At 65.9% G+C, this 23942-nt stretch carries 28 protein-coding genes; 14 read left to right on the forward strand and 14 right to left on the reverse strand.

What is annotated here, in order from left to right:
- Nucleotides 1–7: 7 nt before the first annotated feature.
- Complete coding sequence (locus tag A7E77_RS03010; RefSeq protein WP_413243586.1) at nucleotides 8–1540, reverse strand: fumarate hydratase; 1533 nt, start codon at nucleotides 1538–1540, stop codon at nucleotides 8–10.
- Nucleotides 1541–1700: 160 nt separating this feature from the next.
- On the opposite strand from A7E77_RS03010, the gene A7E77_RS03015 reads away from it, so the two are divergent.
- The 4 genes from A7E77_RS03015 to A7E77_RS03030 all read left to right on the forward strand — a co-directional run bounded on the left by A7E77_RS03015 (nucleotide 1701) and on the right by A7E77_RS03030 (nucleotide 6122).
- A complete protein-coding gene (locus tag A7E77_RS03015; protein WP_063685763.1) occupies nucleotides 1701–4295 on the forward strand; it encodes a putative bifunctional diguanylate cyclase/phosphodiesterase in 2595 nt (864 codons plus the stop codon).
- A 149-nt stretch (nucleotides 4296–4444) separates the two neighbouring features.
- Nucleotides 4445–5182, forward strand: coding sequence for a prolyl hydroxylase family protein (locus tag A7E77_RS03020; protein ID WP_063685765.1), 738 nt, complete (start codon nucleotides 4445–4447; stop codon nucleotides 5180–5182).
- 13 nt (nucleotides 5183–5195) lie between these two features.
- Nucleotides 5196–5516, forward strand: coding sequence for a hypothetical protein (locus A7E77_RS03025; protein ID WP_063685767.1), 321 nt, complete (start codon nucleotides 5196–5198; stop codon nucleotides 5514–5516).
- A gap of 78 nt (nucleotides 5517–5594) precedes the next feature.
- Nucleotides 5595–6122: a hypothetical protein gene (locus A7E77_RS03030; protein ID WP_063685769.1), complete on the forward strand. Its 528-nt coding sequence runs from the start codon at nucleotides 5595–5597 to the stop codon at nucleotides 6120–6122.
- Between the two features lie 58 nt (nucleotides 6123–6180).
- On the opposite strand, the gene A7E77_RS03035 is transcribed toward A7E77_RS03030, so the two are convergent.
- Nucleotides 6181–7086 (reverse strand): protein-L-isoaspartate(D-aspartate) O-methyltransferase, encoded by a 906-nt coding sequence (locus A7E77_RS03035; RefSeq protein ID WP_063685771.1) that lies wholly within the window; start codon nucleotides 7084–7086, stop codon nucleotides 6181–6183.
- Between the two features lie 413 nt (nucleotides 7087–7499).
- Between A7E77_RS03035 and A7E77_RS03040 the strand changes: the two genes are divergently transcribed.
- A complete protein-coding gene (locus A7E77_RS03040; protein ID WP_063685773.1) occupies nucleotides 7500–9410 on the forward strand; it encodes a ribonucleoside-diphosphate reductase subunit alpha in 1911 nt (636 codons plus the stop codon).
- A 245-nt stretch (nucleotides 9411–9655) separates the two neighbouring features.
- Nucleotides 9656–10072, forward strand: a complete 417-nt coding sequence (locus A7E77_RS03045; protein ID WP_063685775.1) for an endonuclease domain-containing protein — start codon at nucleotides 9656–9658, stop codon at nucleotides 10070–10072.
- A gap of 110 nt (nucleotides 10073–10182) precedes the next feature.
- On the opposite strand, the gene A7E77_RS03050 is transcribed toward A7E77_RS03045, so the two are convergent.
- The gene (locus A7E77_RS03050) at nucleotides 10183–10431 is read right to left on the reverse strand and encodes a DUF2171 domain-containing protein (RefSeq protein WP_024310411.1); all 249 of its coding nucleotides are present in this window, start codon (nucleotides 10429–10431) and stop codon (nucleotides 10183–10185) included.
- A 74-nt stretch (nucleotides 10432–10505) separates the two neighbouring features.
- On the opposite strand from A7E77_RS03050, the gene A7E77_RS03055 reads away from it, so the two are divergent.
- From A7E77_RS03055 to A7E77_RS17225, 4 genes are read left to right on the forward strand one after another with little or no spacing between them, the layout of a single operon-like run.
- On the forward strand, nucleotides 10506–10706 hold the full coding sequence (locus A7E77_RS03055) for a hypothetical protein (protein ID WP_063685777.1): 201 nt from the start codon (nucleotides 10506–10508) through the stop codon (nucleotides 10704–10706).
- Nucleotides 10703–10915, forward strand: coding sequence for a hypothetical protein (locus A7E77_RS03060; protein WP_043060720.1), 213 nt, complete (start codon nucleotides 10703–10705; stop codon nucleotides 10913–10915). Before A7E77_RS03055 ends, A7E77_RS03060 begins: the two co-directional genes overlap by 4 nt.
- A gap of 4 nt (nucleotides 10916–10919) precedes the next feature.
- Nucleotides 10920–11981, forward strand: coding sequence for a ribonucleotide-diphosphate reductase subunit beta (locus A7E77_RS03065; RefSeq protein ID WP_017979546.1), 1062 nt, complete (start codon nucleotides 10920–10922; stop codon nucleotides 11979–11981).
- A 1-nt stretch (nucleotide 11982) separates the two neighbouring features.
- A complete protein-coding gene (locus A7E77_RS17225; protein WP_192930007.1) occupies nucleotides 11983–13110 on the forward strand; it encodes a DUF4238 domain-containing protein in 1128 nt (375 codons plus the stop codon).
- A gap of 159 nt (nucleotides 13111–13269) precedes the next feature.
- Here the strand turns inward: A7E77_RS17225 and A7E77_RS17855 are convergent, their stop codons facing one another.
- The gene (locus A7E77_RS17855) at nucleotides 13270–13437 is read right to left on the reverse strand and encodes a hypothetical protein (RefSeq protein WP_157846246.1); all 168 of its coding nucleotides are present in this window, start codon (nucleotides 13435–13437) and stop codon (nucleotides 13270–13272) included.
- A gap of 45 nt (nucleotides 13438–13482) precedes the next feature.
- Entirely contained in the window at nucleotides 13483–13908 is a 426-nt protein-coding gene (locus A7E77_RS03070; RefSeq protein WP_017979548.1) for an ExbD/TolR family protein, read from the reverse strand.
- Nucleotides 13909–14027: 119 nt separating this feature from the next.
- On the opposite strand from A7E77_RS03070, the gene A7E77_RS03075 reads away from it, so the two are divergent.
- A complete protein-coding gene (locus A7E77_RS03075) occupies nucleotides 14028–14228 on the forward strand; it encodes a hypothetical protein (RefSeq protein WP_017979549.1) in 201 nt (66 codons plus the stop codon).
- Between the two features lie 176 nt (nucleotides 14229–14404).
- Entirely contained in the window at nucleotides 14405–15052 is a 648-nt protein-coding gene (locus tag A7E77_RS18185) for a hypothetical protein (protein WP_226341828.1), read from the forward strand.
- Between the two features lie 48 nt (nucleotides 15053–15100).
- Here A7E77_RS18185 and A7E77_RS03085 read toward each other — a convergent pair whose 3' ends face one another.
- From A7E77_RS03085 to glnE, 6 genes are all read right to left on the reverse strand, one after another.
- Nucleotides 15101–15436, reverse strand: a complete 336-nt coding sequence (locus A7E77_RS03085; protein ID WP_226341829.1) for an HNH endonuclease — start codon at nucleotides 15434–15436, stop codon at nucleotides 15101–15103.
- A 115-nt stretch (nucleotides 15437–15551) separates the two neighbouring features.
- Nucleotides 15552–16211, reverse strand: a complete 660-nt coding sequence (locus tag A7E77_RS03090; protein ID WP_017979552.1) for a hypothetical protein — start codon at nucleotides 16209–16211, stop codon at nucleotides 15552–15554.
- A gap of 349 nt (nucleotides 16212–16560) precedes the next feature.
- Nucleotides 16561–16902 carry a hypothetical protein gene (locus A7E77_RS03095; RefSeq protein ID WP_063685779.1) on the reverse strand — a complete coding sequence of 114 codons (342 nt, stop codon included), beginning with the start codon at nucleotides 16900–16902 and terminating at the stop codon, nucleotides 16561–16563.
- Nucleotides 16903–16956: 54 nt separating this feature from the next.
- Nucleotides 16957–18225: a multidrug effflux MFS transporter gene (locus A7E77_RS03100; RefSeq protein ID WP_043060723.1), complete on the reverse strand. Its 1269-nt coding sequence runs from the start codon at nucleotides 18223–18225 to the stop codon at nucleotides 16957–16959.
- A 73-nt stretch (nucleotides 18226–18298) separates the two neighbouring features.
- Nucleotides 18299–18754 carry a peroxiredoxin gene (locus A7E77_RS03105; RefSeq protein ID WP_063685781.1) on the reverse strand — a complete coding sequence of 152 codons (456 nt, stop codon included), beginning with the start codon at nucleotides 18752–18754 and terminating at the stop codon, nucleotides 18299–18301.
- A complete protein-coding gene (gene glnE, locus A7E77_RS03110; protein WP_063685784.1) occupies nucleotides 18747–21437 on the reverse strand; it encodes a bifunctional [glutamate--ammonia ligase]-adenylyl-L-tyrosine phosphorylase/[glutamate--ammonia-ligase] adenylyltransferase in 2691 nt (896 codons plus the stop codon). The genes A7E77_RS03105 and glnE overlap by 8 nt, the downstream gene beginning before the upstream one ends.
- Nucleotides 21438–21510: 73 nt before the next feature.
- Between glnE and A7E77_RS17860 the strand changes: the two genes are divergently transcribed.
- Nucleotides 21511–21681: a hypothetical protein gene (locus tag A7E77_RS17860; protein ID WP_192930008.1), complete on the forward strand. Its 171-nt coding sequence runs from the start codon at nucleotides 21511–21513 to the stop codon at nucleotides 21679–21681.
- A 23-nt stretch (nucleotides 21682–21704) separates the two neighbouring features.
- Here the strand turns inward: A7E77_RS17860 and A7E77_RS03115 are convergent, their stop codons facing one another.
- The 3 genes from A7E77_RS03115 to A7E77_RS03120 all read right to left on the reverse strand — a co-directional run bounded on the left by A7E77_RS03115 (nucleotide 21705) and on the right by A7E77_RS03120 (nucleotide 23503).
- A complete protein-coding gene (locus A7E77_RS03115; protein WP_017979558.1) occupies nucleotides 21705–22361 on the reverse strand; it encodes a sigma-70 family RNA polymerase sigma factor in 657 nt (218 codons plus the stop codon).
- A 99-nt stretch (nucleotides 22362–22460) separates the two neighbouring features.
- Nucleotides 22461–22598, reverse strand: a complete 138-nt coding sequence (locus tag A7E77_RS17865; protein WP_024310409.1) for a hypothetical protein — start codon at nucleotides 22596–22598, stop codon at nucleotides 22461–22463.
- Between the two features lie 95 nt (nucleotides 22599–22693).
- Nucleotides 22694–23503, reverse strand: coding sequence for a response regulator (locus A7E77_RS03120; RefSeq protein WP_043060725.1), 810 nt, complete (start codon nucleotides 23501–23503; stop codon nucleotides 22694–22696).
- Between the two features lie 243 nt (nucleotides 23504–23746).
- Here A7E77_RS03120 and A7E77_RS17870 point away from each other — a divergent pair, with 243 nt between their 5' ends.
- Nucleotides 23747–23917, forward strand: coding sequence for a NepR family anti-sigma factor (locus A7E77_RS17870; protein WP_192930009.1), 171 nt, complete (start codon nucleotides 23747–23749; stop codon nucleotides 23915–23917).
- The last annotated feature ends 25 nt before the right edge of the window (nucleotides 23918–23942 follow it).

Below are 23942 nucleotides of genomic sequence, written 5' to 3' on the forward strand. Positions count from 1 at the left end.
GTCTACTTCACGCCGGCGTCAGCAACCCTTCCTTTGCGATCTTCTCGCGCCACACCAGCGGCGCGAGCTGGTGGACGTTGTTGCCCTCGCTATCCACCGCGACGGTGACGGGGAAGTCGCTGACCTCGAATTCGTAGATCGCTTCCATCCCCAGATCCTCGAACCCGACGACCTTGCTGCCCTTGATCGCGCGCGCCACCAGATAGGCGGCGCCGCCGACCGCCATCAGATAGGCGCTCTTCGCCTCACGGATCGCGTCCGTCGCGGCGGGGCCGCGCTCTGCCTTGCCGACGCAGGCGAGCAGGCCCTGGTCCAGCATCATGCGCATGAACTTGTCCATGCGGGTGGCGGTGGTGGGGCCGGCGGGACCGACGACCTCCTCGCCGACCGGATCGACCGGGCCGACATAATAGATCACCCGGCCCCGGAACTCGACCGGCAGTTCCTCGCCCTTCGCCAGCATGTCGGCGATGCGCTTGTGCGCGGCGTCGCGGCCGGTCAGCATCTTGCCGTTGAGCAGCAGCCGGTCGCCCTGCTTCCACGACTGCACCACCTCGGGCGTCAGCGTGTCGAGGTCGACCCGGATCGCAGCCTTGTCCGGCGTCCAATTGACGTCGGGCCATTCCTCCAGCTTCGGCGCCTCCAGATAGGCCGGGCCGCTGCCGTTCAGCGTGAAATGCGCATGGCGGGTCGCGGCACAATTGGGGATCATCGCAACCGGCTTGCCCGCGGCATGGCACGGCGCGTCCTTGATCTTGACGTCGAGGATGGTCGAGAGGCCGCCCAGCCCCTGCGCGCCGATGCCCAGCGCATTGACCTTGTCGAAAATCTCGATGCGCAGCGCCTCGATATCGTTCTTCGGTCCGCGCGCCTTCAGCGGCCCCATGTCGATCGGCTCCATCAGCGCCTGCTTGGCGAGCAGCACGCAATGCTCCGCAGTGCCACCGATGCCGATGCCCAGCATCCCCGGCGGGCACCAGCCCGCGCCCATCTGCGGCAGCATCTCGATCACCCAGTCGACGATCGAGTCGCTGGGGTTCATCATCTTGAACTTCGACTTGTTCTCGCTGCCGCCGCCCTTGGCCGCGACGTCGACCGATACGGTCGCGCCCGGCACCATTTCGACATGCAGCACGCAGGGCGTGTTGTCGCGGGTGTTGCGGCGGGTGAAGGCGGGGTCGGCGAGCACGCTGGCGCGCAGCTTGTTTTCAGGATGCAGGTACGCCCGGCGCACGCCCTCGTCGATCACCTCCTGCATCGATCGGCTGTTGTCGTCCAGACGGCAGTCCATGCCCCATTTGACGAAGACGTTGACGATGCCGGTGTCCTGGCAGATCGGGCGATGCCCCTCGGCACACATGCGGCTGTTGGTCAGGATCTGCGCGATCGCATCCTTGGCGGCCGGGCTCTGTTCGGCCTCGTAGGCTTCGCCCAGCGCGCGGATGTAATCCATCGGGTGATAGTAACTGATGAATTGCAAAGCGTCGGCGACGCTGTCGATCAGGTCGGCGGCGCGGATGGTCACGGGCAGGCTGGTCACGGGCGATAGCTCCTTCGGGAAGCAGCCTTTACCCCCCGGCTGCGCCCCCGCCAAGCATCGCCGCGATGCGGCCGCTTCGGCTCCCTTTGCAGGGATTTATCAAGGATCGGGGCGCTATTCGGGTCGTATGAATCGCATGACCCGACCTCAACCTCTCGATATGCGGGGACCGGACGCGTCGGCGATGACGATTCTGGGCGTGCGCTACGACAGCCCGGACTATGTCGTCGTGTCGCTCGGGCAGCGGCTCGGCATGGTCGCGACGCTGTGGCCGCTGGCCTGTGCGTCGCTCGCCGCAATGTCCGTGCTGCTGGGCGTGGGCGCCCATGCGACCGGCCTCTCTTTGCCCTTCGTGATCGCCATCCTGCTGATGATCGCAAGCGCCAGCGTGCTGTGGTTCGCCGCGTTCGGGCAGCATAGCGATCGCTGGCCGGTGTTCCAGCGCGTGCGCGTCACCGGGGTCGCCGCGCTCTCTATCGGTGGCGCGCTGGCCGTACTCGCCGCCGATCTGCCGCACGGGTCGTTCGCCATCGTCTGCTGGGTCAGCATCGCGGCGACGATCGCGCTGGTCGCCCTGGCGCTCCAGCCGATCCGTATCGCCACGCTGTCGCTGGCAGTCGGCTTTTCGCTGATGCCCGCGGCGGCGGGTCATATCCTCGCCACGCTCGCCGCGCTCCCCTTCGTCATTGCCTTCGGCTTCGTGATCGTCCGTCTTGCCCGGATCGATGCGCGCACCGCTTATGATCATATGATCGACAGCGGCAACGGCCGCCTGGCGCTCAAGATGATCGCCGAATTTGAAGATCACGGCACGGGCTGGTTCTGGGAAAGCGACCGGCAGGGCCGGCTGACCTATCTGTCGCGCAAGGTCGCCGACGATCTGGTCCAGAACGGCCAGCCGCATCCGATCGGCCAGTTTCTCACCGACGTCTTCCGCATGGACGGCGCCGCGATCGGGACCGAGCGCACGCTCGCCTTCCATCTGTCGTCGCGCACCGCCTTTGCCGATTACATGATCTGCGGCGCGGGCGACGCGCCGGAGGTCGCCGAACGCTGGTGGTCGATGTCCGGCCGACCGATGATCGACGATCTCGGCCGCTTCGGCGGCTTCATCGGTTCGGGCAGCGACCTCACCGAAAAGCGGCGGTCGGATGCCGAGATCACGCGCCTCGCCCTGTTCGACAGCCTGACCGGCCTCGCCAACCGTCAGCGCATGCGCCACAGCCTCGACAAGACGCTGCAACAGCAGGCGATCACGCACAGCCCCGCCGCGCTATTCCTGATGGACCTCGACCGGTTCAAGGCGGTGAACGACACCTTGGGCCATCAGGCGGGCGACGAGCTGCTGAAACAGGTGGCGCAGCGCCTGCAACGGATCGTCGGCGACGCCGGCCTCGTCGGGCGGCTCGGCGGCGACGAATTCCAGGTCCTGCTGCCCGGCAACGACCGCCGCGACGCGCTCGCGCTTCTCGCCCGCGACCTGATCGCTGGCCTGTCGCAGCCCTATTTCGTCGCCGCCACGTCGGTGACGATCGGCTGTTCGATCGGCATCGCGATCGCGCCGCAGGACGGCAAGGATGCCGAGGCGCTGATCCGCAACGCCGACCTCGCGCTCTATGCCGCCAAGGCGGACGGGCGCGGCGTCCACCGTTTCTATTCCGACGACATGCTGGCCGGCGCGAAGAGCCGCAAGGCGCTCGAAGACGACATGCGCCTCGCGCTGACCGAGGGGGGCTTCGTCCTCCACTATCAGCCCGTCGTGTCGACCAAAGACGCGAAGATCGTCGGCTATGAAGCGTTGATCCGCTGGCACCATCCGGTCCGCGGGCCGATCTCGCCGGCCGATTTCATCCCGGTTGCCGAGGAATGCGGACTGATCGAGCCTCTGGGCGAATGGGTGTTGCGCACCGCCTGCGCCGATGCCGCGCGCTGGCCGGGGGACGTGCGCGTCGCGGTCAACGTCTCGCCGATCCAGTTCGCCAATCCCGCCTTCCCCGCGCTCGTCACCTCCGCGCTCGCGCATAGCGGCCTACCCGCGCGCCGCCTGGAATTGGAGATCACCGAAGGCGTGTTCCTCGCCGGCTCGGGCTCGACCGATGCGATGTTCAAGGCGCTGAAGGCGATCGGCGTCCGCCTGGCGCTGGACGATTTCGGCACCGGCTATTCCAGCCTCGGCTATCTGCGCACCGCGCCGTTCGACAAGATCAAGATCGACCAGAGCTTCGTGCGCGGTGCCGCCGCGCCGGGCAACCGCAACGCCGCGATCATCCGCGCGATCGTCTCGCTCGCCGAGACGCTGGGGATGGAGACGACCGCGGAGGGCGTCGAGATCCAGGACGAGATCGATCTGGTCCGCGATCTCGGCTGCAGCCACATCCAGGGCTATGTCTATGGCCGCGGCGTGCCCGCCGCCGACGTCATGGCGCAGCTCGGCGAAGCCGCGCCCGCCCACCCCGTCGGCCACCGCATCAGCCGTGCGCCGCGCACGCGCATGCTGCGCTCCGCCCGGATCGAGATCGGCCGCAAGCAGGGCGACGTGCGCATCCGCAACATGTCGAGCAGCGGCGCGCTGATCGACGGCATCACGATCGATGGCGAGGCGGTGGGCGTCGACGTGATGCTCGAGGTGGCGGAGGACATGATGGTCGCCGCGCGCATCGCCTGGGCGCATGACGGCCGCGCCGGCATTGCCTTCAACGAACGCATCGACCTCGACCGGCTCAGCACTTTACAGAACCGCCTGCGCCACGGCTGACCCGACGGCACCCCGGCCGCGCGCGCCACAGTGCCCCAAGCGCCGCCGCCCTCACGCCGTCCCGGCGTTAAACACGCATTTACCATCACCCGCTAACCCGGTCCGCACCCGCCGGCATTCCGCCGACCGGGTGGCAGGAACCGCCCTCGATGAGCATGCACGCGCCGATCGACATCACCACGCTCGGTCTCGACGAAGCCGCCATCCACGCCATGCGCTTTGCGGGCGGGGTCGAACTGCACAATCCCTACATCGACCTCGTCATGGCGCGCGGATTCCTCAATGCCGACGAATGCGCGCTAATGTGTACGATGATCGACGCCAACCGCCAGCGGTCACGCGTCGCCGATGGCGTGTCGCAGATGCGCACCAGCGAAACCTGCGCGTTCGACGTCGACGAACCGCTCATCCAGCTGCTCGACCTGCGCATCTCGCTGTTCCTCGGCGTTGGTCCGCAATTCGGTGAGAGCGTGCAGGGCCAGCGTTATGCCGTCGGCCAGGAATTCCGCAGCCACGCCGATTATTTCAAATCGACCGATCCCGAAGATACATCGCACCTGCGGCGCTGCGGCCAGCGCACCTGGACCGCGATGATCTACCTCAACGAGCCCGAGGCGGGCGGCGAGACCTATTTCCACCATCTCGACCACGATTTCGTGCCCGAAATGGGCACCATGTTGTGCTGGAACAACATCGACGCCGAAGGCAAGCCCAACCCTTACACGGTCCATCAGGGCAAGCCGGTGATCGCCGGCACCAAGTACATCATCACCAAGTGGTTCCGCGAGCGCCCCTGGAACAGCCCGCTGCCCACGCCCGCGCCGGTAGCGCCCCCCGCCGTCGACAGCTCGGTCCGCGCAATGCGCGCGCTGAAGGGCCGCCGCTGACACGGGCGCGCCGGTGCTGCTCGCCCTCCTCCTCGCCCAGCTCGCCACCGCGCCCGCCGCGCCGCCGCAGCCCGACATAGAAGTCACCGGCCGCCACCTCTCGCGCCTGCGCCTGTCACTCGACCTCGACGGCGGCGTGCTGAAGGCCTGCCGCATCGCCGTCTCCAGCGGCGATGCGCTCATCGACGCGCTGGCCTGTCCCGCCGCCCGCACCTGCGTCGCGCAGCGGCCGCGGACCAGCACCACCCTGCTCGCCTGCATCGACCAGCGCATCGGCGCCGCCGTGCGGGCGCATGATGGAACGCCAGGCAGCATCAATGGCATGGAACGTTAAGTCTCGATCCCCCTCCACCATCCGTTGTGAAGCCCCACCCGCAGGCATAGTACATCCCGCGAGGAGCTATGCCGCGCCATGACGCTGACCGAGCTGGGCACACGCATCTGCATCATGGGACCGTCGAACAGCGGCAAGTCGACGCTCGCGCAGGCGATCGCGAAGGTCCGGGGCTTGCAGGTGGTCCACCTCGATCAGCTCCACCATCTCCCGCACACCGACTGGGTGCCACGACCGCCAGCCGAGTTCGCGGCGCTCCATGATGCCGCGATCGCCGGCAACCGCTGGGTGATGGACGGCAATTACTCGCGGCTGCTCCCGCAACGCCTGCAACGCGCGACCGGCATCATCCTGCTCGACGTTCCGATGACGACCAGCCTGTATCGATACATCCGACGCTGCTGGTTCGAGCGCGACCGCCGCGGCGGGCTGGAAGGCGGTCGCGATAGCGTGAAATGGGATATGATCCGGCACATCACCATCGCCACCCGAGCCAACCGGACCCGCTACCGCACCCTGTTCGACGGCATCACCCTGCCCAAGATACAGATCGCGTCCACCGCAGCGCTGACCGCCTTCTACCACACCAACGGCCTGCGGCGGTAAGGTCGCAACCGTCATTTGACGGACGGCGGGGTCAGCTCGAACAGGAGACGCGCCCCCCTCAGACCACCCCCACGATCGGCGCGCGGAAGCACAGCGGGATCGTCCGGTCCGTCAGCGCACGCGCTGCGAACGGGGGAACGCGGCCGCCGGTGAAGGGGACGAACAGCGCGGGGCCCAGCGTGCATCGATCCAGCGTACCGTCGGCGCGCTTGGTCATGCGCAGCAATTGCGTACTCGTGTCGGACAGGCCGATCGGCATGACGATGCGGCCGCCGACCTTCAGCTGGTCGACCAGCGGTTGCGGCACTGCGGTGGCGCGGGCGGCGACGACGATCCCGTCGAAGGGCGCCTGCTCCGGCCAGCCGAGGAAGCCGTCGCCCGCCCGCACGGTGACGGTCGCATAGCCCATGCGGCGCAGGCGCGCGGCCGCCATGCGGGCGAGCGGCGCGACGATCTCGACCGAGGCGACGCGCGCCGCGACCTTCGCAAGCACCGCCGCCTGATAGCCCGACCCCGTGCCGATATCGAGCACATGAGCGCTGCGATCCGCGGGCAGGTCCAGTGCCGCGGTCATCACCGCGACGACATAGGGATCGGAGATCGTCTGACCGTGGCCGATGTCCTGCGGCAGATCGACATAGGCCGCCGCGCGTCCCCTGGCGTCGACGAAGTTCTCGCGCGGGATTGTGCCGATCGCCGCCAGCGCGCGCGCCAGGGCCGGCGTGTCCGCCGCCGGATCGTTGCTGCGAATGTCGGCACGGATGTCGGTGACCATCGCCGCGCGCTGCTGCGCCGGGGTCTGGTGCGCCCGCGCCTTGGCCAGCATGGTCAGCATATCGACCCCCGCCACCGGTCGCTGCGCACAGCCAGCGAGTATCAGGGCGGAGAGGACGAGGGACGAACGACGGCGCATCGCCGCGGCTTCGACGGTATCCCCGGCCGCCGCAACGAAACTTTCGTTCATGTTAGGCGGACGGGACGACATGGGTTGAATCGCGTCCGAATTGGCCTCTTCGGCCGCTAAAAAAAATTTCATGCCGCCACTCGCCGCTTGCACTTTCCGGAAGCCGCGGAAGTCCACGCGTCGCGGCCCCTCGACCGACCCGCCGCGCCCCGTTCGCACCGGAACCGCACGGCTGTCGCGTCATTAAGCCTCTTGCCCGCGGCGACGCTTTGCCACAATTTGTGGGGGTTGCGTTCGGGGGTGAACCCAATCGCTGGTAGAGATCGATGGCGACATACCTTGTCGGATTCGCCATAGGGCACAATGCGGCCGTGAACCGCGACCCCTTTTTGTTCTCACCATCGGGGCGCCCGGGTGATATGCTGCGCATGTCGCCCCGAGTCGAACATGTATGGAACAAGGGACGGTAATCGATGGATTTCAGGGACACGCAGGGTGAGGCCATGACCGATACGATCGACGCCACCGTCGCCGCCGAGGCGCCCGCCGCAGAGGCGAATGGCGGCAGCAAGGCGATCCACGCCCGCCCCTATCCCGTCGAGGTCGATCATAGCCGCGATGCGCTGCTGACCGATTTCGGCAAGGAAACGCTGAACGATCGCTACCTGCTGCCGGGCGAAAGCTATCAGGACCTCTTCGTCCGCGTCGCCTCGGCCTATGCCGACGATGCCGCGCATGCGCAGCGCCTGTACGATTATATCAGCCGCTTGTGGTTCATGCCCGCGACTCCGGTGCTGTCGAACGGCGGCACGGGGCGCGGCCTGCCGATCAGCTGCTACCTCAATTCGGTGCCCGACAGCCTGAACGGCATCGTCGACACCTGGAACGAGAACGTCTGGCTCGCCTCGCGCGGCGGCGGCATCGGCACCTATTGGGGCAGCGTGCGCGGCATCGGCGAGCCCGTCGGCCTCAACGGCAAGACCAGCGGCATCATCCCCTTCGTCCGCGTGATGGACAGCCTGACGCTCGCGATTTCGCAAGGGTCGCTGCGCCGCGGTTCGGCCGCCTGCTACCTCGACGTCAGCCATCCGGAGATCGAGGAATTCCTCGAAATCCGCAAGCCGAGCGGCGACTTCAACCGCAAGGCGCTGAACCTGCACCATGGCGTGCTGCTGACCGACGCCTTCATGGAAGCGGTGCGCGACGGCCGCGAATGGAATCTGCTCAGCCCCAAGGACGGCACCGTCCGCGCGACGCTCGACGCGCGCTCGCTGTTCCAGAAGCTCGTCGAAACCCGCCTGCAGACCGGCGAGCCGTACATCGTCTTCGCCGATCACGTGAACAAGGCGATGCCCAAGCATCACCGCGACCTGGGCCTGAAGGTCTCGACGTCGAACCTGTGCTCGGAAATCACGCTGCCGACCGGCCGCGACCATCTCGGCAACGATCGCACCGCGGTCTGCTGCCTGTCGTCGCTCAACCTCGAAACGTGGGACGATTGGAAGGACGACAAGGTCTTCATCGAAGACGTGATGCGCTTCCTCGACAACGTGCTGCAGGATTATATCGACCGCCACGAACCGGGCATGGAACGCGCCGCCTATAGCGCCGCGCGCGAACGCTCGGTGGGCCTCGGCGTCATGGGCTTCCACTCCTTCCTCCAGGCGCGCGGCCTGCCGTTCGAAGGCGCGATGGCGAAGAGCTGGAACTTGCGCATCTTCAAGCACATCAGCGCGCAGGTGAACCAGGCGTCGATGACGCTCGCCGCCGAGCGCGGGCCCTGCCCCGACGCCGCCGACGTCGGCGTGATGGAGCGGTTCAGCTGCAAGATGGCGATCGCGCCGACCGCGTCGATCAGCATCATCTGCGGCGGCACCAGCGCCTGCATCGAACCGATCCCGGCGAACATCTACACGCACAAGACGCTGTCGGGCAGCTTCTCGGTCAAGAATCCGTACCTGGAAAAGCTGCTCAAGGAGAAATCCAAGAACAGCGACGCGGTGTGGAATTCGATCCTCGAACACGGCGGCTCGGTTCAGCACCTCGACTTCCTGTCGGTGGAAGAGAAGGACTGCTACAAGACCAGCTTCGAAATCGACCAGCGCTGGCTGCTCGAACTCGCCGGCGACCGCACGCCCTATATCGACCAGGCGCAGTCGCTGAACCTGTTCATCCCGGCGGACGTCGAGAAGTGGGACCTCCTGATGCTCCACTTCCGCGCCTGGGAGCTCGGCATCAAGTCGCTCTACTATCTGCGCTCGAAGAGCGTGCAGCGCGCGGGCTTCGCCGGATCGGGCGGCGTAGAAGCAGACAACACCATCGCCGCGCCGAAGTTCGAAATCGGCGAGACGACGGACTATGACGAATGCCTGGCGTGTCAGTGAGGTGTGGGCGGCTTCGGATGGCGTAAGCCATTCGAAGACTCGCCACGGCGGGCAGCAGCGTCGGCATGAGCCGACGATGTCTGACGGCGTGGCGTAGCCGGCGAGGGGCCACCCTCACCCTCCCACCCGCTGACGCGGGCGGGCCCCTCCCTCTCCCGGGGGGAGAGGGGTGAGGTGCCGCCAATTCCCTCTCCTCCTGGGAGAGGGAGGGAGCGCCCGTCAGGGCGCGGAAGGGTGAGGGTGACATGCGATACAAAGACGCACCGTCCGGCACCGTCCAACGCGCTCGAGATCTACGCCGCAATGCCCCCGGGCCCGAACGCCACCTGCTCCGAGCGCTCCGCGACACCTATCCGCATCTGAAATGGCGCCATCAGGCGCCGCTGGGACCTTTCTACGCCGACATGCTGTGCTTTTCCGAAAAGCTGGTCATCGAGGTCGACGGCGATACCCACGCCGGCGCGGAAGGCTCAGACGCGTCCCGCGCAGGTTTCATGGCCCGTGAAGGCTACAGAACGATCCGCGTCTCGAACACGGACGTGATGACAAATCTCGAAGGCGTGATCGAACACATCTCCTTCTCCCTCCGGGAGAAGGAGGGAGCGGCGAAGCCGCGGAAGGATGAGGGTGTCGCACCAAAGAAAAAGGGCGGCACCGCATGAGCGGCACCACCCCTCTCCTCCGCCACGCCGTCAGACGGGACGGCTATGCCGCCCCGCTGCCCGCCGTGGCGTCTCCCGGATCGCTTATGCGATCCGGGTGCGCCCGCCCATCACGCCTCTTCGAACATGTCCTGGGCGTTCTGCGCGGTGGCCGACAGGCGGACCGTGTCGCCTTCGATCTCGGCGACCAGGCCGGCCGGGAGGTAATGGTGCTTGGCGCCCTGCCCGTCTTCGGTGCTGGGGCTGTCGGTCTTGGTGAGCTTGATGCGCTCGCCCTCGACATGATCGACGGTGCCGACGTGGACGCCGTCCGCGCCGATGACCTTCATGTGTTCCTTGATGTTGCTGTGATCGTGCATCATGCGTCTCCTGGCTTGGGTTCGGCGGTGAAACGACCCGTGTTCCAAATGGATGCATCGGAGGCGCAGCACTGATGCCGCGCGAGAGCCTCATCATGTTCGCCGTCGCCGCGGTGCTGGGCCTTGCCGGCCTGTGGCTGCTGCTCCAGCTGCGAGCGCCCCAGGGCCCGGCGCGCGTCTACGTCTATCGCATGGCCGGCATCATGATGGTCGCCGGCGGCATCGTCCTCGGCTTTTCAGCCTATGCGATGTGGCAGTGGAGTGCGCAGCCATGATCGCCGCGATCGAACCATGGATCCGCGTCGCGTTCGGTGCATGGCTGATCGTTCTCGGCTATCGCTGGGCGCGCCACCCGAACCGATTCGTCGGCCACGGCGTGATTCCCATCACCGTACCCCGCACGATCCGCGGCCTCGGCATCGTCGCGATCCTTCTCGGCGCGATGACCCTGGCCAGTTATTCTTCCAAGCTTATCCCGGAGTAACCCCATGTCCCTCCTCCAAGCCTCCAAGCAGTACAAGCCGTTCGAATACCCCTGGGCGTTCGAATTCTGGAAGCGTCAGCAGCAGCTCCACTGGCTCCCCGAAGAGGTGCCGCTGGGCGAGGATTGCCGCGACTGGGCGCAGAAGCTGACCGATCACGAGCGCAACCTGCTGACGCAGATCTTCCGCTTCTTCACGCAGGCGGACGTCGAGGTGCAGGATTGCTACCACGAGAAATACGGCCGCGTGTTCAAGCCGACCGAGATCAAGATGATGCTGACCGCGTTCAGCAACATGGAGACGGTCCACATCGCCGCCTACAGCCACCTGCTCGACACGATCGGCATGCCCGAGAGCGAGTACGGCGCCTTCCTCGAATATGCCGAGATGAAGGAAAAGCATGATTACATGCAGAACTTCGGCGTCGACAGCGACGAGGATATCGCCCGCACGCTCGCCATGTTCGGCGGCTTCACCGAAGGCGTGCAGCTGTTCGCCAGCTTCGCGATGCTGATGAACTTCCCGCGCTTCAACAAGATGAAGGGCATGGGCCAGATCGTCAGCTGGTCGGTGCGCGACGAGTCGCTGCACTGCGAAGGCATCATCAAGATGTTCCACACCTTCGTGAAGGAACGTCAGTGCCTGACCAAGGCGGTGAAGGACGATATCGCCGACGTCTGCCAGACCACGATCCGGCTCGAGGACAATTTCATCGACCTCGCGTTCGAAATGGGCCCGGTCAACGGCATGACGCCCAAGGAGATCAAGAAGTACATCCGCTACATCGCGGACTGGCGCCTCGGCCAGCTCGGCCTGAAGCCGATCTACATGATCGACGAACACCCCCTGCCCTGGCTCGCCCCGCTGCTCAACGGCGTCGAGCACGCCAACTTCTTCGAAACTCGCGCGACCGAATATTCGAAGGCCGCGACCAAGGGCCAGTGGAACGACGTCTGGGATAGCTTCGACAAGCGCCAGAAGGCCAAGGCGGTCAAGCCCGCGAACGAAGACCTGGGGCTGCTTGATGGCGGTGACATGTTCTCGCGCGCTGGGGTTGCGGCGGAGTAAGATGAACAAGCCCAAGCGGCATCACTATGTACCACAATTCTATCTCCGGCGGTTTTCAACCGACCGGAGATCAATTATTTGCTACAACAAGGCCAAGCGCCTCTTAATTCCGAGAGCGTCCATAAAGGGGCAGTGCGCAATAGATAACTATTATAGTTGGAATGATCAGGTTGAACCATCGCTTGGAATTTTAGAAGGGTACATTGCCTCTCTTCTTAAAGAGATTGACAATTCCAATACGCTTCCTCCAGTTCACTCTGATGAATGGCAGATACTCCTTGTCTTTATAGCCATCCAATCAGCCAGAACCAAAATGAGCGGCGACTCGAATAACGCCATGACCGATTATTTTGCCAAAACAATGGCAAGAGGGGCGCCCGAACTAAAAAATATTAATATTGATGAGTTTGAGGTCAGAGAGACGTATCCAACAGCGATGCCAATACAGATCTCAGTACAGTCATATGAATATTTAGCCAGCCTTGGCCGCTGCCTACTGGTAAACAGCGAAAAGCTGCCATTTATCTGCTCGGACAATCCGATAATTCTTTACAATAGTCAGAGATCTCACTGGCAAGATAGGGGAGTTATAGGGCTAGATTCTGCGGGAATTCAGATTATATTTCCTATCAGCCCACGCCTCGCTATATATCTGTATGATAGCGACGTCTATGCCAATCCATCAAATACACCGTCGCGGAAAATCAGGAAGGATGATGCCGCGAAGATAAACTTACTCAATTTTTTATGGAGCGATGAAAACGTTTATTTAAGTTCTATTGATCAATCTCATATGGTGCATTTGATTGCAGAGATATCAGACAATTATATGAATTATGAGCGCGTATCCATTCGGGAAAGCGCGCCCGTAAGCAGGCAAGATGGAGAGACTTCCTCTTTAATATTACACTTTCGACCTCATGCGCCAATCGAACTATCATTTGGCTTTGCTAATTACAGCGCCGCGGTTGATAAGGGCCAAGTGGATGTTCGGACAGAAACCAATAGATCGCAAAAGCGAGGTCCTGTCACAGCAAGGTATGAGTTTTCGGTAGAAAATGAGCGCCGGCATTTGGCGGGCAATGAACTAACAAGAGGATTGCGGCGCATTCTGAAACTGGCGGAGTAACGTCTTCCCAACTCCCCCATCGCTTCATTCTGTGAGTCTCACCCGCATGCTACAGGCGCTTAACCCCGGTTAGCAACGTTTCGACCCATGCTTAGCGCCTCCCGATCCAGTCGCGGATCGCCCAAAGGTTGTCCTGCGCCTGCGGAGTGAAACTGACTCTCAAAGCGAGAGGTTTCGCAGCACCTGATCTACCGGGATCATCGCAGCGCGATCGCGGCTCTGCTCCAGCCCCCGCTCGATCTTGGCGCGCTTCCACGCGTCGTACCCGGCCTCGGTCGCGACCGGCTCGGCGTCGAGTTTGTCGCGCTGATCGACCACGGATGCCATGCTAGAAGGATACCTCATGCGCAGCAGCAATGTAAGACCCGCCCCTCACTCCACCATCGCCTCGTTCCCCGCGAACCCCAGCCGCGTGATCCCCGCGCGCTTCACCTCGGCCAGCACCGCGTCGAACCGGGCGTAGCGCGCCTCCGGGTCGGTGCGCATCACCAGCAGCGCCTTGGGGTCGGCGTCCAGGGCCTTGAACCGCGCGGGCATGCCGGCATCGCTCAGGCCCACGCCATCCAGCGTCACCGTGCCGTCGCGCGCCAGCACCAGCGGGTGCGTCACCGTCTCGGACGGTGGTGCCTTGCCCTGCGGCAGGTCGATCGGCACTTTGTGCAGCACGGTCGGCAGCGTCAGGATCATCATCACCAGCAACACCAGCATCACATCGATCAGCGGCGTGATGTTGAGGTCGGACAGCGGCGCGTCGAAGGCGGGGCCGGCCGGGGCGGAGAAGGCACGCTTGCGTGGCATCCTGACGTCTCCTCATCGATGTGATGGTAGACCATCACGATGCCTGTCCGCCGTCAAGGGCCGGTGATTAACCCTCCCCCGCAACCGTCTGACAACACGGACCGCGCCAGACTGCCGCGATGCTCCCCAACCCGCGCCTCTTCCGCAGCCGCTGGGCGGCGCTGCTCTGGGCGGGCGGCGTGCTGTGGTTCGCCTATGACGTCGCCGGATCGGCGCCCGCCGGCAACGGCGCCGCCACCCCTGCGACCACCACCGATGCGACCGCCACGGGCGCCAATGCCGCCGACGTCGCCGCCGTCGCCAACCTGCTCGCCCCCTGATCGCGCGCCCCAGGGCTGCGCCGCGGCGATCCGGCATGGCCTGTTGGATCGCACCGCGCCCGCCGCCCGGCCAAGCCGCTGATCGATCGCGGCTTTTCCGGCGCCCTATGAGGCCCCCTGTCCTACACGCCCGATCGCGCGTAGCTGGATCGGCTCCTCGAACAGGAGCATCGTGTATGTCATCCTTCCCCGACGACGATCCCGGCCCCATCCCGCGCTCGCATGCGGACGACGACGCCTTCGACCCGCCGTCCTATCGCCGGCCCAAGCGCAAACCCCCGCCCCGCGCGCCGCGCGAGATCGTCGAGGATCGCCTGACCGTCGAGCTGCGCCGTCGTCACGACGGCTGGACCGCGGAACGCCAGCGCATCTTCCTCAACACGCTGGCCAACACCGGCCGCATCACCGAAGCGGCGGAGATGGCGGACATCACACCGCGCTCCGCCTATCGCCTGCGCAACCATCCGCAGGGCGCGGCCTTTGCCAAGGCGTGGGATGCCGCGATGATGCGGGCCAGCGGCCGATTGCTCAGCGTCGCGATGGAGCGCGCGATCAGCGGCACGCCGCAGGTCGTCTGGCGCGAAGGCCGCATCGCCGCCGAAATCTGCCGGCCGTCGGACCGGATGCTGATGTTCCTGCTGCGGCACCTCAACCCGGGGCTGTTCGATTCGCGCGATGCGGCGAACCTGCGCGCGCATCATCTCGCCGTGCGCGCGATGGGCTTCGGGCCGGCGATGGAGGCGATCACCGACACCGATGTCGAGGCGGACCTGATCGACATCGACGATTACCGCCCGCACCCGCCGCCCGACCATGAACCGTAAAACACGTGCGTCGGCGTGACTTTTGTGACTTTTCGAACCGTCCGCGGCTCAGCGTCGCCGTCGCACCGGCACATGGAAATCGGCGGGCTTGTCGGCGATCCACGCCAGAAAGCGCGCGATGTCGGGGTGCGCGCGCAGCACCGCGGGCTCGGCATAGTCGCGGGCCAGCTGCGCGTTGGGCAGGGTCGCATGGATGGTGCGATGGCAGATCGGATGGACCGGCGCGGTCACGCGGCCGCCTTCGGATTTGGGGACCAGATGGTGCCACTCCACCTTGGCACCCAGCGGCCGCTCGCACAGCGCGCACGTCGCGGGCGCCGCGGCGCGGGCGGCCAGGGCCTGGGCGGCGGCCAGCCCCGCCTTGCGCTTCACGCGTCCGGTCATCGCCCGGATATAGGGACGCCCGCGCCCCGCCCCAATGCAAAGGGGGCAGACCTGCCCGCAGCAGATCCGCCCCCTCGCGTGTCAGTCGTCACCCGTTGCCGGGTGCGTCATGCACTTAGAAGTGCGCGACCACGCCGCCCATCGGACGGAAGCTGTGCGCGTTGTCGAAGGTCGACACTTCGAGACGCAGGCGCAGGCCCGAATTGCCGGTCAGGCCGCCCAGACCGATGTCCTTCGGGCCGACTTCGGTGCCGATGCCGTACACGGTCGCGTGATAGTCACGCTTCAGGTCGCCCTGCACGCCCGGTGCGAAGTTGTTGAAGTTGTTCCAGCGGTAGCCGACCTTGCCGTAGAACAGGCCGCTGTCGCCGGCGCGGAAGCCGAAGCGGCCGTACGCGCCATACTGCCAGTCGATGTCACCCGACACGCCCTTGGCGACCGCGCCCTCGGCGCCGACGAACACGGGGCCCAGCGGCACGTTGAAGCCGACGATGCCTTCGATCAGCGCGCCGTCCAGGTTGTAGCCCTTGGGCTGCGCGGGAATGCCGGCGACGGTCTGACGATCGAACTGCTCCCAGCCGCCCATCACGGCGACATAGGGCTCGATACCGAAAGCGCGCGTGCCGTCCGGAGCCTTGGGCGCGGTGTCGGCCTGCGCGTCGACGGGGGCCGGCGCGGTCGCGTCGGTCGTCGCGGTGGTCGACATGTCCTGCGCGAAGGCGGGGACGGCAAAGGACGCTGCCGCAACGGCGGCCGCGAGGGCGAGCTTACGCATGATGTGAATACCTTTATTGCCTCAACTCGGGCGGCGGGGACCGTGTCCGCTCGCTGCCCAGGCCCCTCCAAACACGGAGATTACGGCTTTGTTGCAGCGCGGGACGGCTTTTACCGGATCGGCCGGGAAACGTGACAAACTTGCCACAGTTCCTGTCTAACCGATGAACGAAAGCGCGCAATTCCAAGGCAGATGCCCCAGCAGTGCCGCAATTGGGGTGTGACGGAAATACCAAGGCACTGGCAAATCTACTAACGCAGGTGCGAAAGGATCGGGGCCAGACGTGGCTACGGCGCCACCTTCCGGGCGGAAGGCAGCGCCGTCAGCGCATGGTGGAACGGGGGGACGATCAGGGCCGCAGCGCGGCGTCGTCGGCATCGTCCAGCGTGTCGTCGTCGGTCGCCCCGGCGTCGAAATCGTCCTGGGCGTCGTCCTCGTCCATGTCGGCTTCGTCCATGGTCACGCTGGCGTCGGTCTCGCCGACCTCTTCGGAATCCATGTCGACCTCGTCGATCGATTCGTCCTCGACATCGTCATCGCCCAGGTCGGGGTTCAGATCGGTCAGGACCAGGCCGTCGCTGGGGCCGTTGCGCGTCGCCTCCAGGATTTCGGCGCGCTGGCTCTCGTCATAGCCTTCCTCGTCATAGCCGTCGTCGCCCGACCCGTGGCTCTGCACCTGATGTCCACCCATCGTATCTCTCCTGGATTACCCGGGTCGAACGGCGGGGATGCGGGCCGGGTTCCGTCAGGCGGGACGGAACAGGCGGAACCGCTCGGTGATCGCGACGACCAGCAGCGACATCAGGCCGCAGATCAGGAACCCCGCGGCCAGCGGCGCGGTGGTGCCGTTGAACGCCTGCCCGATGACGACGCCCACCACCGCGCCGACGGTAATGCTGGTGAACCCCTGCACGCTGGAGGCGGTGCCGGCGATCCCGCCCATATTCTCCATCGCCATCGACGAGAAGTTGGACGTGGCGAGGCCGAAGCAGCCCATGGTCAGCGCCTGCAACACGACGAAGCCGACCAGCGTCTCATATCCGGCCAGCGCGATGGCGAGGTGGATCGCGCTCAGCACCACCAGCATCGTCACCGCGCTATGGCTGATCAGCCGCGTGCCCAGCCGCATCACCAGCCGCGCATTGGTCAGGTTCGCGCCCGCCATCAGCGTCGCGGTCACGGCGAACATTACCGCGAGCAGCTTGGGCCGGTCGAACGTGTCGAACATGATCTGCTGCACCGAATTGAGATAGCCGTACAGCGCCCCCATCAGCGACGTCGACGCCAGCGTGTACCCCAGCGACAAACGGTCGCCGAGCGTCTGCTTCCACCCCGCCCAGATCCGCGACACCGACAGCGGCTGCCGCGCTTCGGGGCGCAGTGTCTCGGGCATGCGGACAAAGAACCACATCCAGATGCCGAGACTGAGGCCCGCAACCACCCAGAAGATGCCGCGCCAATTGGCGAACAGCAGCACCGTCTGCCCGAACGCCGGCGCCATGACCGGCACGACCATGAACACCATGAACGCGATCGACATCACCCGCGCCATCGGCCGGCCGTGATAGCAATCGCGCACGATCGCCACCGTCGCTACCCGCGTCGCCGCGACCATCGCGCCGCCGAAGACCCGCGCCGCGAGCAGCAGCGTGAAGCTCGCCGACACCGCGCAGGCGATATTGGCGACCACATAGCCCCCGATCGCCCACAGCAGCACCGCCCGCCGCCCATAGCGATCGGCCAGCGGCCCATGCGCCAATTGCGCGATGCCGAAGCCCAGGATGAAGGCGGTGATGATGAACTGCCGCTGGTTCTCGGTCGCCACGCCCAGCGACCGCCCCATCGCCGGCAGCGCGGGGAGCATCGAGTCGATACCCAGCGCCGCCAGCGACATCAGCGCCGCCACCAGCGCGACGAACTCGACGAAGCCGATCGGGGCGCCCGCAGGTTCCGGGGCAACGATGGACGGGGCGCCGGCAACGGCCGGCGCGGTGGACAAGGTCTGACGGGTCACGATGGCTTCCCTGTAGGCGCAAGCGACGCGAACAGGAACCCGCTACGGCACCGATGGTGCCGCCTCGCCGGTGTCAAAGGGCGCGCACGGCCTCCAGCACGGCAGCGGCATGGCCCGGCACCTTCACCTTGCGCCACGCGCGCACCAGCGTGCCGTCGGCACCGAACAGGAAGGTCGCGCGCTCGATTCCCATATACGTCTTGCCGTAGAGCTTCTTCTCGCCCCACACGCCGAAGGCGTCGCAGACGCTGCCATCCTCGTCGCTGGCCAGGGTCACGGTCAGGCCATGCTTGGCGATGAACTTGGTATGCGCAGCCGGTGAATCCTTGCTGATCCCCATCACACGCGCGCCCGCCGCGGCGAAGTCCTCGGCAAGCGCGGAGAAATCCTGTGCCTCGCGGGTGCAGCCGCTGGTGTCGTCCTTGGGGTAGAAATAGACGACGGCCGGCAGCGGCAGATCGGTCAGCCGGATCGTCTGGCCATCGGGGGTCGTCACGCTCACCGCCGGCATCGGCGCGCCGTCATCCATCGCATCCTCCTGTCATGCCGCGCCATGCGGCCTCCACCTCCTGCCGCGTTGCCGCGAAGGCAGCAAGCACCGCCGGCCAGTCGGGCAGCCGCAACGCCCGCGCGATCAGCGCCTGCGTCGCGGGCGGCGGCTCCTGCGCGTCCGGCGCGACCAGCCGCAGCGTCACAAGCAGCCGCGTCAGCAGATCGTGCGCGGTCAACAGCCCATCGGGCAACGCCCCCGCCGCATTCAGAGCAGGGATGGCGACGCGCAGATCCGGGTCGAAGCCGCTCCGGTGCAGCAGCTGTGCCAGATGGACGGCGAACTCCAGATCGACGAGCCCTCCCGGTAGCAGCTTCGCATCGAGCGGCCCGGCGGGCGGTTTGTGCCGCGCCATATCGACTCGCATCGTCGCCGCCTCTGCGGGCAGGTCCCGCTCGGGCCGCGCGCCCTTCAGCACCTCGGCAATAACCTTGGAGACGGCCGCACGCGCCGCGGGCGATGCGAACACCGGCCGCGCCCGCGTCAGCGCCATATGCTCCCACGTCCACGCGTCTTCCCGCTGGTAGCGCGCGAAGGACTCGACCGACACCACCAGCGGCCCTTGCGTTCCCGACGGCCGCAGCCGCGTATCCACCGGATAGAGCGGCCCCGCCGCCGTCGGCACCGACAGTGCGGCCGTGATCCGCTGCGCCAGTCGGTTGTAATAGAGCGTCGCACCCAACGGCTTCGCACCATCCGATTCCGCCGCAAAGTCGCCCGTGAACAGATAGACGAGATCGAGATCGCTGGCATGCGTCAACGCACCACCGCCCGTGCGACCGAAGGCAAGGATCACCAATTCACTGTCCGGCACCCGGCCATGTGCCCGCGCGAATTCGGCGACCGTCCCCGCCGCCAGCACCTCGATCGCCGCCTCTGCCAGCCGCGCATAACCGCCCGCCGCGTCGAGCGGGTCCGCCGCCCCCGCGACGATCTGCGCCCCCACGGCAAAGCGCTTCTCGCCGACCAAGCGCCGCACGGTATCCAGCAGCGCCTGATAATCGCCCTCGTCCGCCGCCCCCAATTCGGTGGCCAGTTCGGCAACGCTGCCAAGGGGTTCGAACGCGCTCGCGTCGATCAACCAGTCGATCAGTTCCGGCCGTGTCGCCAAAGCGTCGGCGAGCGGCGCAGCATGGCTGAGGATCGTCGCGAGCAACGTCGCCAGCCCCGGCCGCGCTTCCAGCAAGCGGAGGATGTTGATCGCGCTCGACAGCCGCTCGAACAAGACATCCAGCCGCAGCAGGGCCGCGGCGGGGTCCGGCGCTCCGGCCAGCGCCGGCATCAGCACGGGCAGCACCGCCTCCAGCGCCGCGCGCGCCGCCGGGCTGCGGAGAGCGGGATAGCGTCCTGCCCGCCACCCTGCGATGCGCGCGGCGGCCTTGCTCGCCCCCTCGCCGTCTGCCGCGAACCCTGCCGTCTCGAGCCAATCGGCCAGCGCCCGCGGCTCGTGCGGCAGTCCCGCAGCCTGCCCGTCGTCGAGCGCATCATAGATCCGCCCGGCGGTCGCCACCGGTTCGCGCAACAGCTCGACCAAGTCTGCGCCGTCCGCCAGCCCGTGTAGCCGTGCCACCCCGTCCAGCGCCTCGCCGGTCGGCAGCGTGTGCGTCTGCCGATCGTCCACCATCTGAACGCGATGCTCGATCGTGCGCAGCAAGGTGTAGGATCGGGCGAGCGCAGCAGCCTCGTCGGCGCCAATCCAGCCCGCCCCGGCGAGCGCCGCCAAGGCATCGCGCGTCGCTGGTGCCCGCAGCGCAGGATCGCGCCCGCCATGGATCAGCTGATGGATCTGCGCGAAGAACTCCGCCTCGCGAATACCGCCCCGCCCCCGCTTCAGGTCGTAGCCGGGGCCGAAGCGTTGACCGCTCGCATAATGGTCGCGGATGCGTCGCGACAGGTCGCGGATTTCGCCGATCGCGCCAAAGTCCAACCCGCGCCGCCACACGAACGGGCGGATCGCGTCGAGGAAATAGCTGCCGAGCGCCTTATCACCAGCCGCCACCCGGGCCCGGATGAACGCCGCCCGTTCCCACGCCAACGCCTGACTTTCATAATAGCCGATCGCCCCTTCGACCGGCAGCGCGATCGGCGTCGCTTCGGGCGATGGGCGCAGCCGCAAATCGACGCGCAGCACATAGCCGTCGCCATCGCGCGCCTGCAGCAACTCGACGACACGTTTGGCGATCCGCACCGCCGCCTCTTCCGGTTCCTCACGCGCCCGGTGCGGCAGTGTTTTGGGGTCGAACAGCAGGATGGGATCGATGTCGGATGAATAGTTAAGCTCGCGACTGCCCTGCTTGCCCAGCGCGATCGCTACGAAGCCGCGCGGCTCCTCCCCCGGGGTACGTTCCGCAATCGCGGCACGGATCGCGCGATCGAGGGCTGCGTCGGCGAAATCCGTCAAGGCGTGCGTAACCGCGGTGAGATTGAGCGCACCGGCCAGATCGCCGATCGCCACTGACAGCGCCAGCGCCCGCCGATCCAAACGTAATTGCCGTGCGACTGGCATATCCGCCTCGGCGCTGGTGAATCCCAGGTCGATCTGCCCCGCCGCGAGTCGCTCCGCCAGCACCGACTCACGATCGAGCAACAGCGACAGGAACGGCGCATGTGACCGCGCACGCTGGATGGCATCGGTAAAATCGGGGCCAGAACCGGGGGGCATCGCGTCACATCCTCCGCGAACGACCGGTTTCGTTCGCACGCAACAATTCGCGTATCCGGCCGTTGGAACGATTATGAACGCCGATGCGCATCCCGTCGAGAAAAGCCGTCAGGGCGACTATGTCGTCCGGCGCCCGCGCTCGACCGACGCACTCGGCCATAGCCTGCGCGGCGCATTCGGCAGTCCAGACATGCCCGATGACTTCGCGATGCTGCTAAAGCGGATCGACCGCGCGACCCACTGATCCGCGCGCCAGCAGCGGGTGCTTCAACGCCCGCGGCTGAGTTCGTCGACTTCCCCCATGATCGTATCGAGCGCCGTCTTGTTGACGTCCTGCTCATGCTCACGACGCGACGGCAGCGTGCCATCGTTCAGGATCGTTTCCAGTGCCACGCGTCCCCGCGCGACGCGGCTCTTGATCGTACCGACCGCGACCTGGCAGATTTCAGCGGCCTCCTCATAAGCGAAGCCGCCGGCACCAACGAGGATCAACGCCTCGCGCTGCGGCTGCGGCAGGTGGAGCAAGGCACGCTGCATGTCGCCCAGTTCGACGTGACGATCCTGGCTTGCCGGCGCCGCCAGAATGCGGTCCGCGACCAGATCGTCCCACTCGCCCTTGAAGCGCGCACGCCGCATCTGCGACAAATATAGATTGCGCAGGATGATAAAGGTCCAAGCGCGCATGTTCGTGCCCGCCTGGAAGCGCTGACGCGCCGCCCATGCCTTCAGCAGCGTTTCCTGCACGAGATCGTCGGCGAGATCGCGGCTGCCCGACAACGAGCGACCGAAGGCGCGCAGATGCGGGATGACCTGCGCCAGCTGTTTCTTGAACTCGGGATCCGACAGCGCAACGTGTTCGACCGGCTCGACCACCGCATCGTCGTCATCGTCATACTGGTCGTCACGCGTAGCGGGCTGGGTCATGCAAATCCGTTCGAAGCCGGGGACAACATCGCCGCCTGTCTGGCGAAAATAGGTGTCTCTTCCGGCAAATACCAGTCGTGCGGCCGAAAAGCCTTGCGGTCAGCGCAAGATCAGAAAGGCGAATATGGCGATGACGAGCACCAGCGAAATGCCGAGCACATAGCGGGCAACTCCCGGAGTCGCGCCCGCACGGGCCTCGGTTGCGGTGACATGCACTGGTTCGTTCGGATCAGCCATGATCATCAAACCCCCGAAACCCGTTTTGGGTCCGTAACTTTTCGTCAATGCCTCACGGGCGGGCGGGACAGCGCCCGACCACGCCCGCTACGCCGTCACGCAACCGCCGTCGGCACCGTCGCTTCGTCGAAGAACAGCGCCTGACTGATCGCCGCCTTCACCGTCGACCGCTGGAACGGCTTGGTGATGAGGAACGTCGGCTCGGGCCGCTCGCCGGTCAGCAGGCGCTCAGGGAAGGCCGTGATGAAGATCACCGGCACTTCGAACTCGGCGAGGATGTCCTTCACCGCGTCGATGCCCGAGCTGTCGTCGGCCAGCTGTATGTCCGCCAGCACCAGACCGGGGCGATCCTCCATCGCCAGCGCGACGGCTTCGTCGCGGGTGACGGCAACACCAGTCACCTCATGGCCCAGATCACGCACGATCGTCTCGATATCCATTGCGATGATCGGCTCGTCCTCGATGATCAGCACGCGCGCACGCGTCTGCTTCTCGATCTCGGCCAGCGCCTCGGCGACCAGAGTTTCCACCTCGCTGGTGTCGACTTCGATCAGATAGGCGGCGTCCTCGGGCGAGAAGCCTTCCATCGCGGTCAGCAGCAGCGCCTGTCGCGACAGCGGCGTCATGCGAGCGAGGCGCGCGCGCGCCACCGCTTCGGTGCCCTCGGCATCGCTCTGCGACGTCTGCGCTTCACCATCGGCATTGGCCGACGCCCAGATGCCCTGGAACATGCGATACAGGCCAAGCCGCGGATCGACGTCGCGCGGGAACTGATCCGGCGCCGCAACGATCGCCTCCAGCGTCGCACGGACGTATTTGTCGCCTTGATTCTGGCTGCCGGTCAGGGCCCGGCCGTAGCGCCGCAGGAAAGGAAGGTGCGGTGCGAGTTGCTGTCCAAGCGACATGGGTCGTGTTCACTCCCTGAGATACTGAACGGGCACCCCATCTGAGCGGGCGCCCGTACCTTTACAACGGTGTTTGTCGAAGAACCCACCCGCCCCCTCGGACCTGCGGAATTTTCGCGCTGCAATGGAACCAACGAACGCGACTTTGGTTTCATCGCCACTTGAACGGCCAGACCGCACCTGCAAAGCGGGGCCGTTCGTGTAGCGTCGACTGCCCGGGTTCAGCCGGGTCACCAGGGGGACATGTTGGATTTGCCCGACAACAAGGACAAGAAGGCGTCTTCCAAGAAGTCTCCTGCCAAGGTTCAGAGCAAGGATCGCGACATGGGCGCGGCCCTGCGCTCGGCCTATCAAAAGACGATCGAGGAACAGGTGCCGGACGAAATGCTCGACCTGCTGAACAAGCTCGCCTAGCAGGGGGCATGGCCTCCCAACCCGA

Origin of the sequence: Sphingomonas sp. NIC1, assembly GCF_001638925.1 — a bacterium.
GTDB classification, from domain to species: domain Bacteria; phylum Pseudomonadota; class Alphaproteobacteria; order Sphingomonadales; family Sphingomonadaceae; genus Sphingomonas; species Sphingomonas aquatilis.

Excerpts from the sequence above, each read along its gene's own strand:
- A7E77_RS03015 (WP_063685763.1), top strand. The coding sequence starts at position 1,701 with ATGCGGGGACCGGACGCGTCGGCGATGACGATTCTGGGCGTGCGCTAC.
- A7E77_RS03020 (WP_063685765.1), top strand. The coding sequence starts at position 4,445 with ATGAGCATGCACGCGCCGATCGACATCACCACGCTCGGTCTCGACGAA.
- A7E77_RS03030 (WP_063685769.1), top strand. The coding sequence starts at position 5,595 with ATGACGCTGACCGAGCTGGGCACACGCATCTGCATCATGGGACCGTCG.
- A7E77_RS03035 (WP_063685771.1), bottom strand. The coding sequence starts at position 7,086 with ATGAACGAAAGTTTCGTTGCGGCGGCCGGGGATACCGTCGAAGCCGCG.
- A7E77_RS03040 (WP_063685773.1), top strand. The coding sequence starts at position 7,500 with ATGGATTTCAGGGACACGCAGGGTGAGGCCATGACCGATACGATCGAC.
- A7E77_RS03045 (WP_063685775.1), top strand. The coding sequence starts at position 9,656 with ATGCGATACAAAGACGCACCGTCCGGCACCGTCCAACGCGCTCGAGAT.
- A7E77_RS03050 (WP_024310411.1), bottom strand. The coding sequence starts at position 10,431 with ATGCACGATCACAGCAACATCAAGGAACACATGAAGGTCATCGGCGCG.
- A7E77_RS03055 (WP_063685777.1), top strand. The coding sequence starts at position 10,506 with ATGCCGCGCGAGAGCCTCATCATGTTCGCCGTCGCCGCGGTGCTGGGC.
- A7E77_RS03060 (WP_043060720.1), top strand. The coding sequence starts at position 10,703 with ATGATCGCCGCGATCGAACCATGGATCCGCGTCGCGTTCGGTGCATGG.
- A7E77_RS03065 (WP_017979546.1), top strand. The coding sequence starts at position 10,920 with ATGTCCCTCCTCCAAGCCTCCAAGCAGTACAAGCCGTTCGAATACCCC.
- A7E77_RS17225 (WP_192930007.1), top strand. The coding sequence starts at position 11,983 with ATGAACAAGCCCAAGCGGCATCACTATGTACCACAATTCTATCTCCGG.
- A7E77_RS17855 (WP_157846246.1), bottom strand. The coding sequence starts at position 13,437 with ATGGCATCCGTGGTCGATCAGCGCGACAAACTCGACGCCGAGCCGGTC.
- A7E77_RS03070 (WP_017979548.1), bottom strand. The coding sequence starts at position 13,908 with ATGCCACGCAAGCGTGCCTTCTCCGCCCCGGCCGGCCCCGCCTTCGAC.
- A7E77_RS03075 (WP_017979549.1), top strand. The coding sequence starts at position 14,028 with ATGCTCCCCAACCCGCGCCTCTTCCGCAGCCGCTGGGCGGCGCTGCTC.
- A7E77_RS18185 (WP_226341828.1), top strand. The coding sequence starts at position 14,405 with ATGTCATCCTTCCCCGACGACGATCCCGGCCCCATCCCGCGCTCGCAT.
- A7E77_RS03085 (WP_226341829.1), bottom strand. The coding sequence starts at position 15,436 with ATGACCGGACGCGTGAAGCGCAAGGCGGGGCTGGCCGCCGCCCAGGCC.
- A7E77_RS03090 (WP_017979552.1), bottom strand. The coding sequence starts at position 16,211 with ATGCGTAAGCTCGCCCTCGCGGCCGCCGTTGCGGCAGCGTCCTTTGCC.
- A7E77_RS03095 (WP_063685779.1), bottom strand. The coding sequence starts at position 16,902 with ATGGGTGGACATCAGGTGCAGAGCCACGGGTCGGGCGACGACGGCTAT.
- A7E77_RS03105 (WP_063685781.1), bottom strand. The coding sequence starts at position 18,754 with ATGGATGACGGCGCGCCGATGCCGGCGGTGAGCGTGACGACCCCCGAT.
- glnE (WP_063685784.1), bottom strand. The coding sequence starts at position 21,437 with ATGCCCCCCGGTTCTGGCCCCGATTTTACCGATGCCATCCAGCGTGCG.
- A7E77_RS17860 (WP_192930008.1), top strand. The coding sequence starts at position 21,511 with ATGAACGCCGATGCGCATCCCGTCGAGAAAAGCCGTCAGGGCGACTAT.
- A7E77_RS03115 (WP_017979558.1), bottom strand. The coding sequence starts at position 22,361 with ATGACCCAGCCCGCTACGCGTGACGACCAGTATGACGATGACGACGAT.
- A7E77_RS17865 (WP_024310409.1), bottom strand. The coding sequence starts at position 22,598 with ATGGCTGATCCGAACGAACCAGTGCATGTCACCGCAACCGAGGCCCGT.
- A7E77_RS03120 (WP_043060725.1), bottom strand. The coding sequence starts at position 23,503 with ATGTCGCTTGGACAGCAACTCGCACCGCACCTTCCTTTCCTGCGGCGC.
- A7E77_RS17870 (WP_192930009.1), top strand. The coding sequence starts at position 23,747 with ATGTTGGATTTGCCCGACAACAAGGACAAGAAGGCGTCTTCCAAGAAG.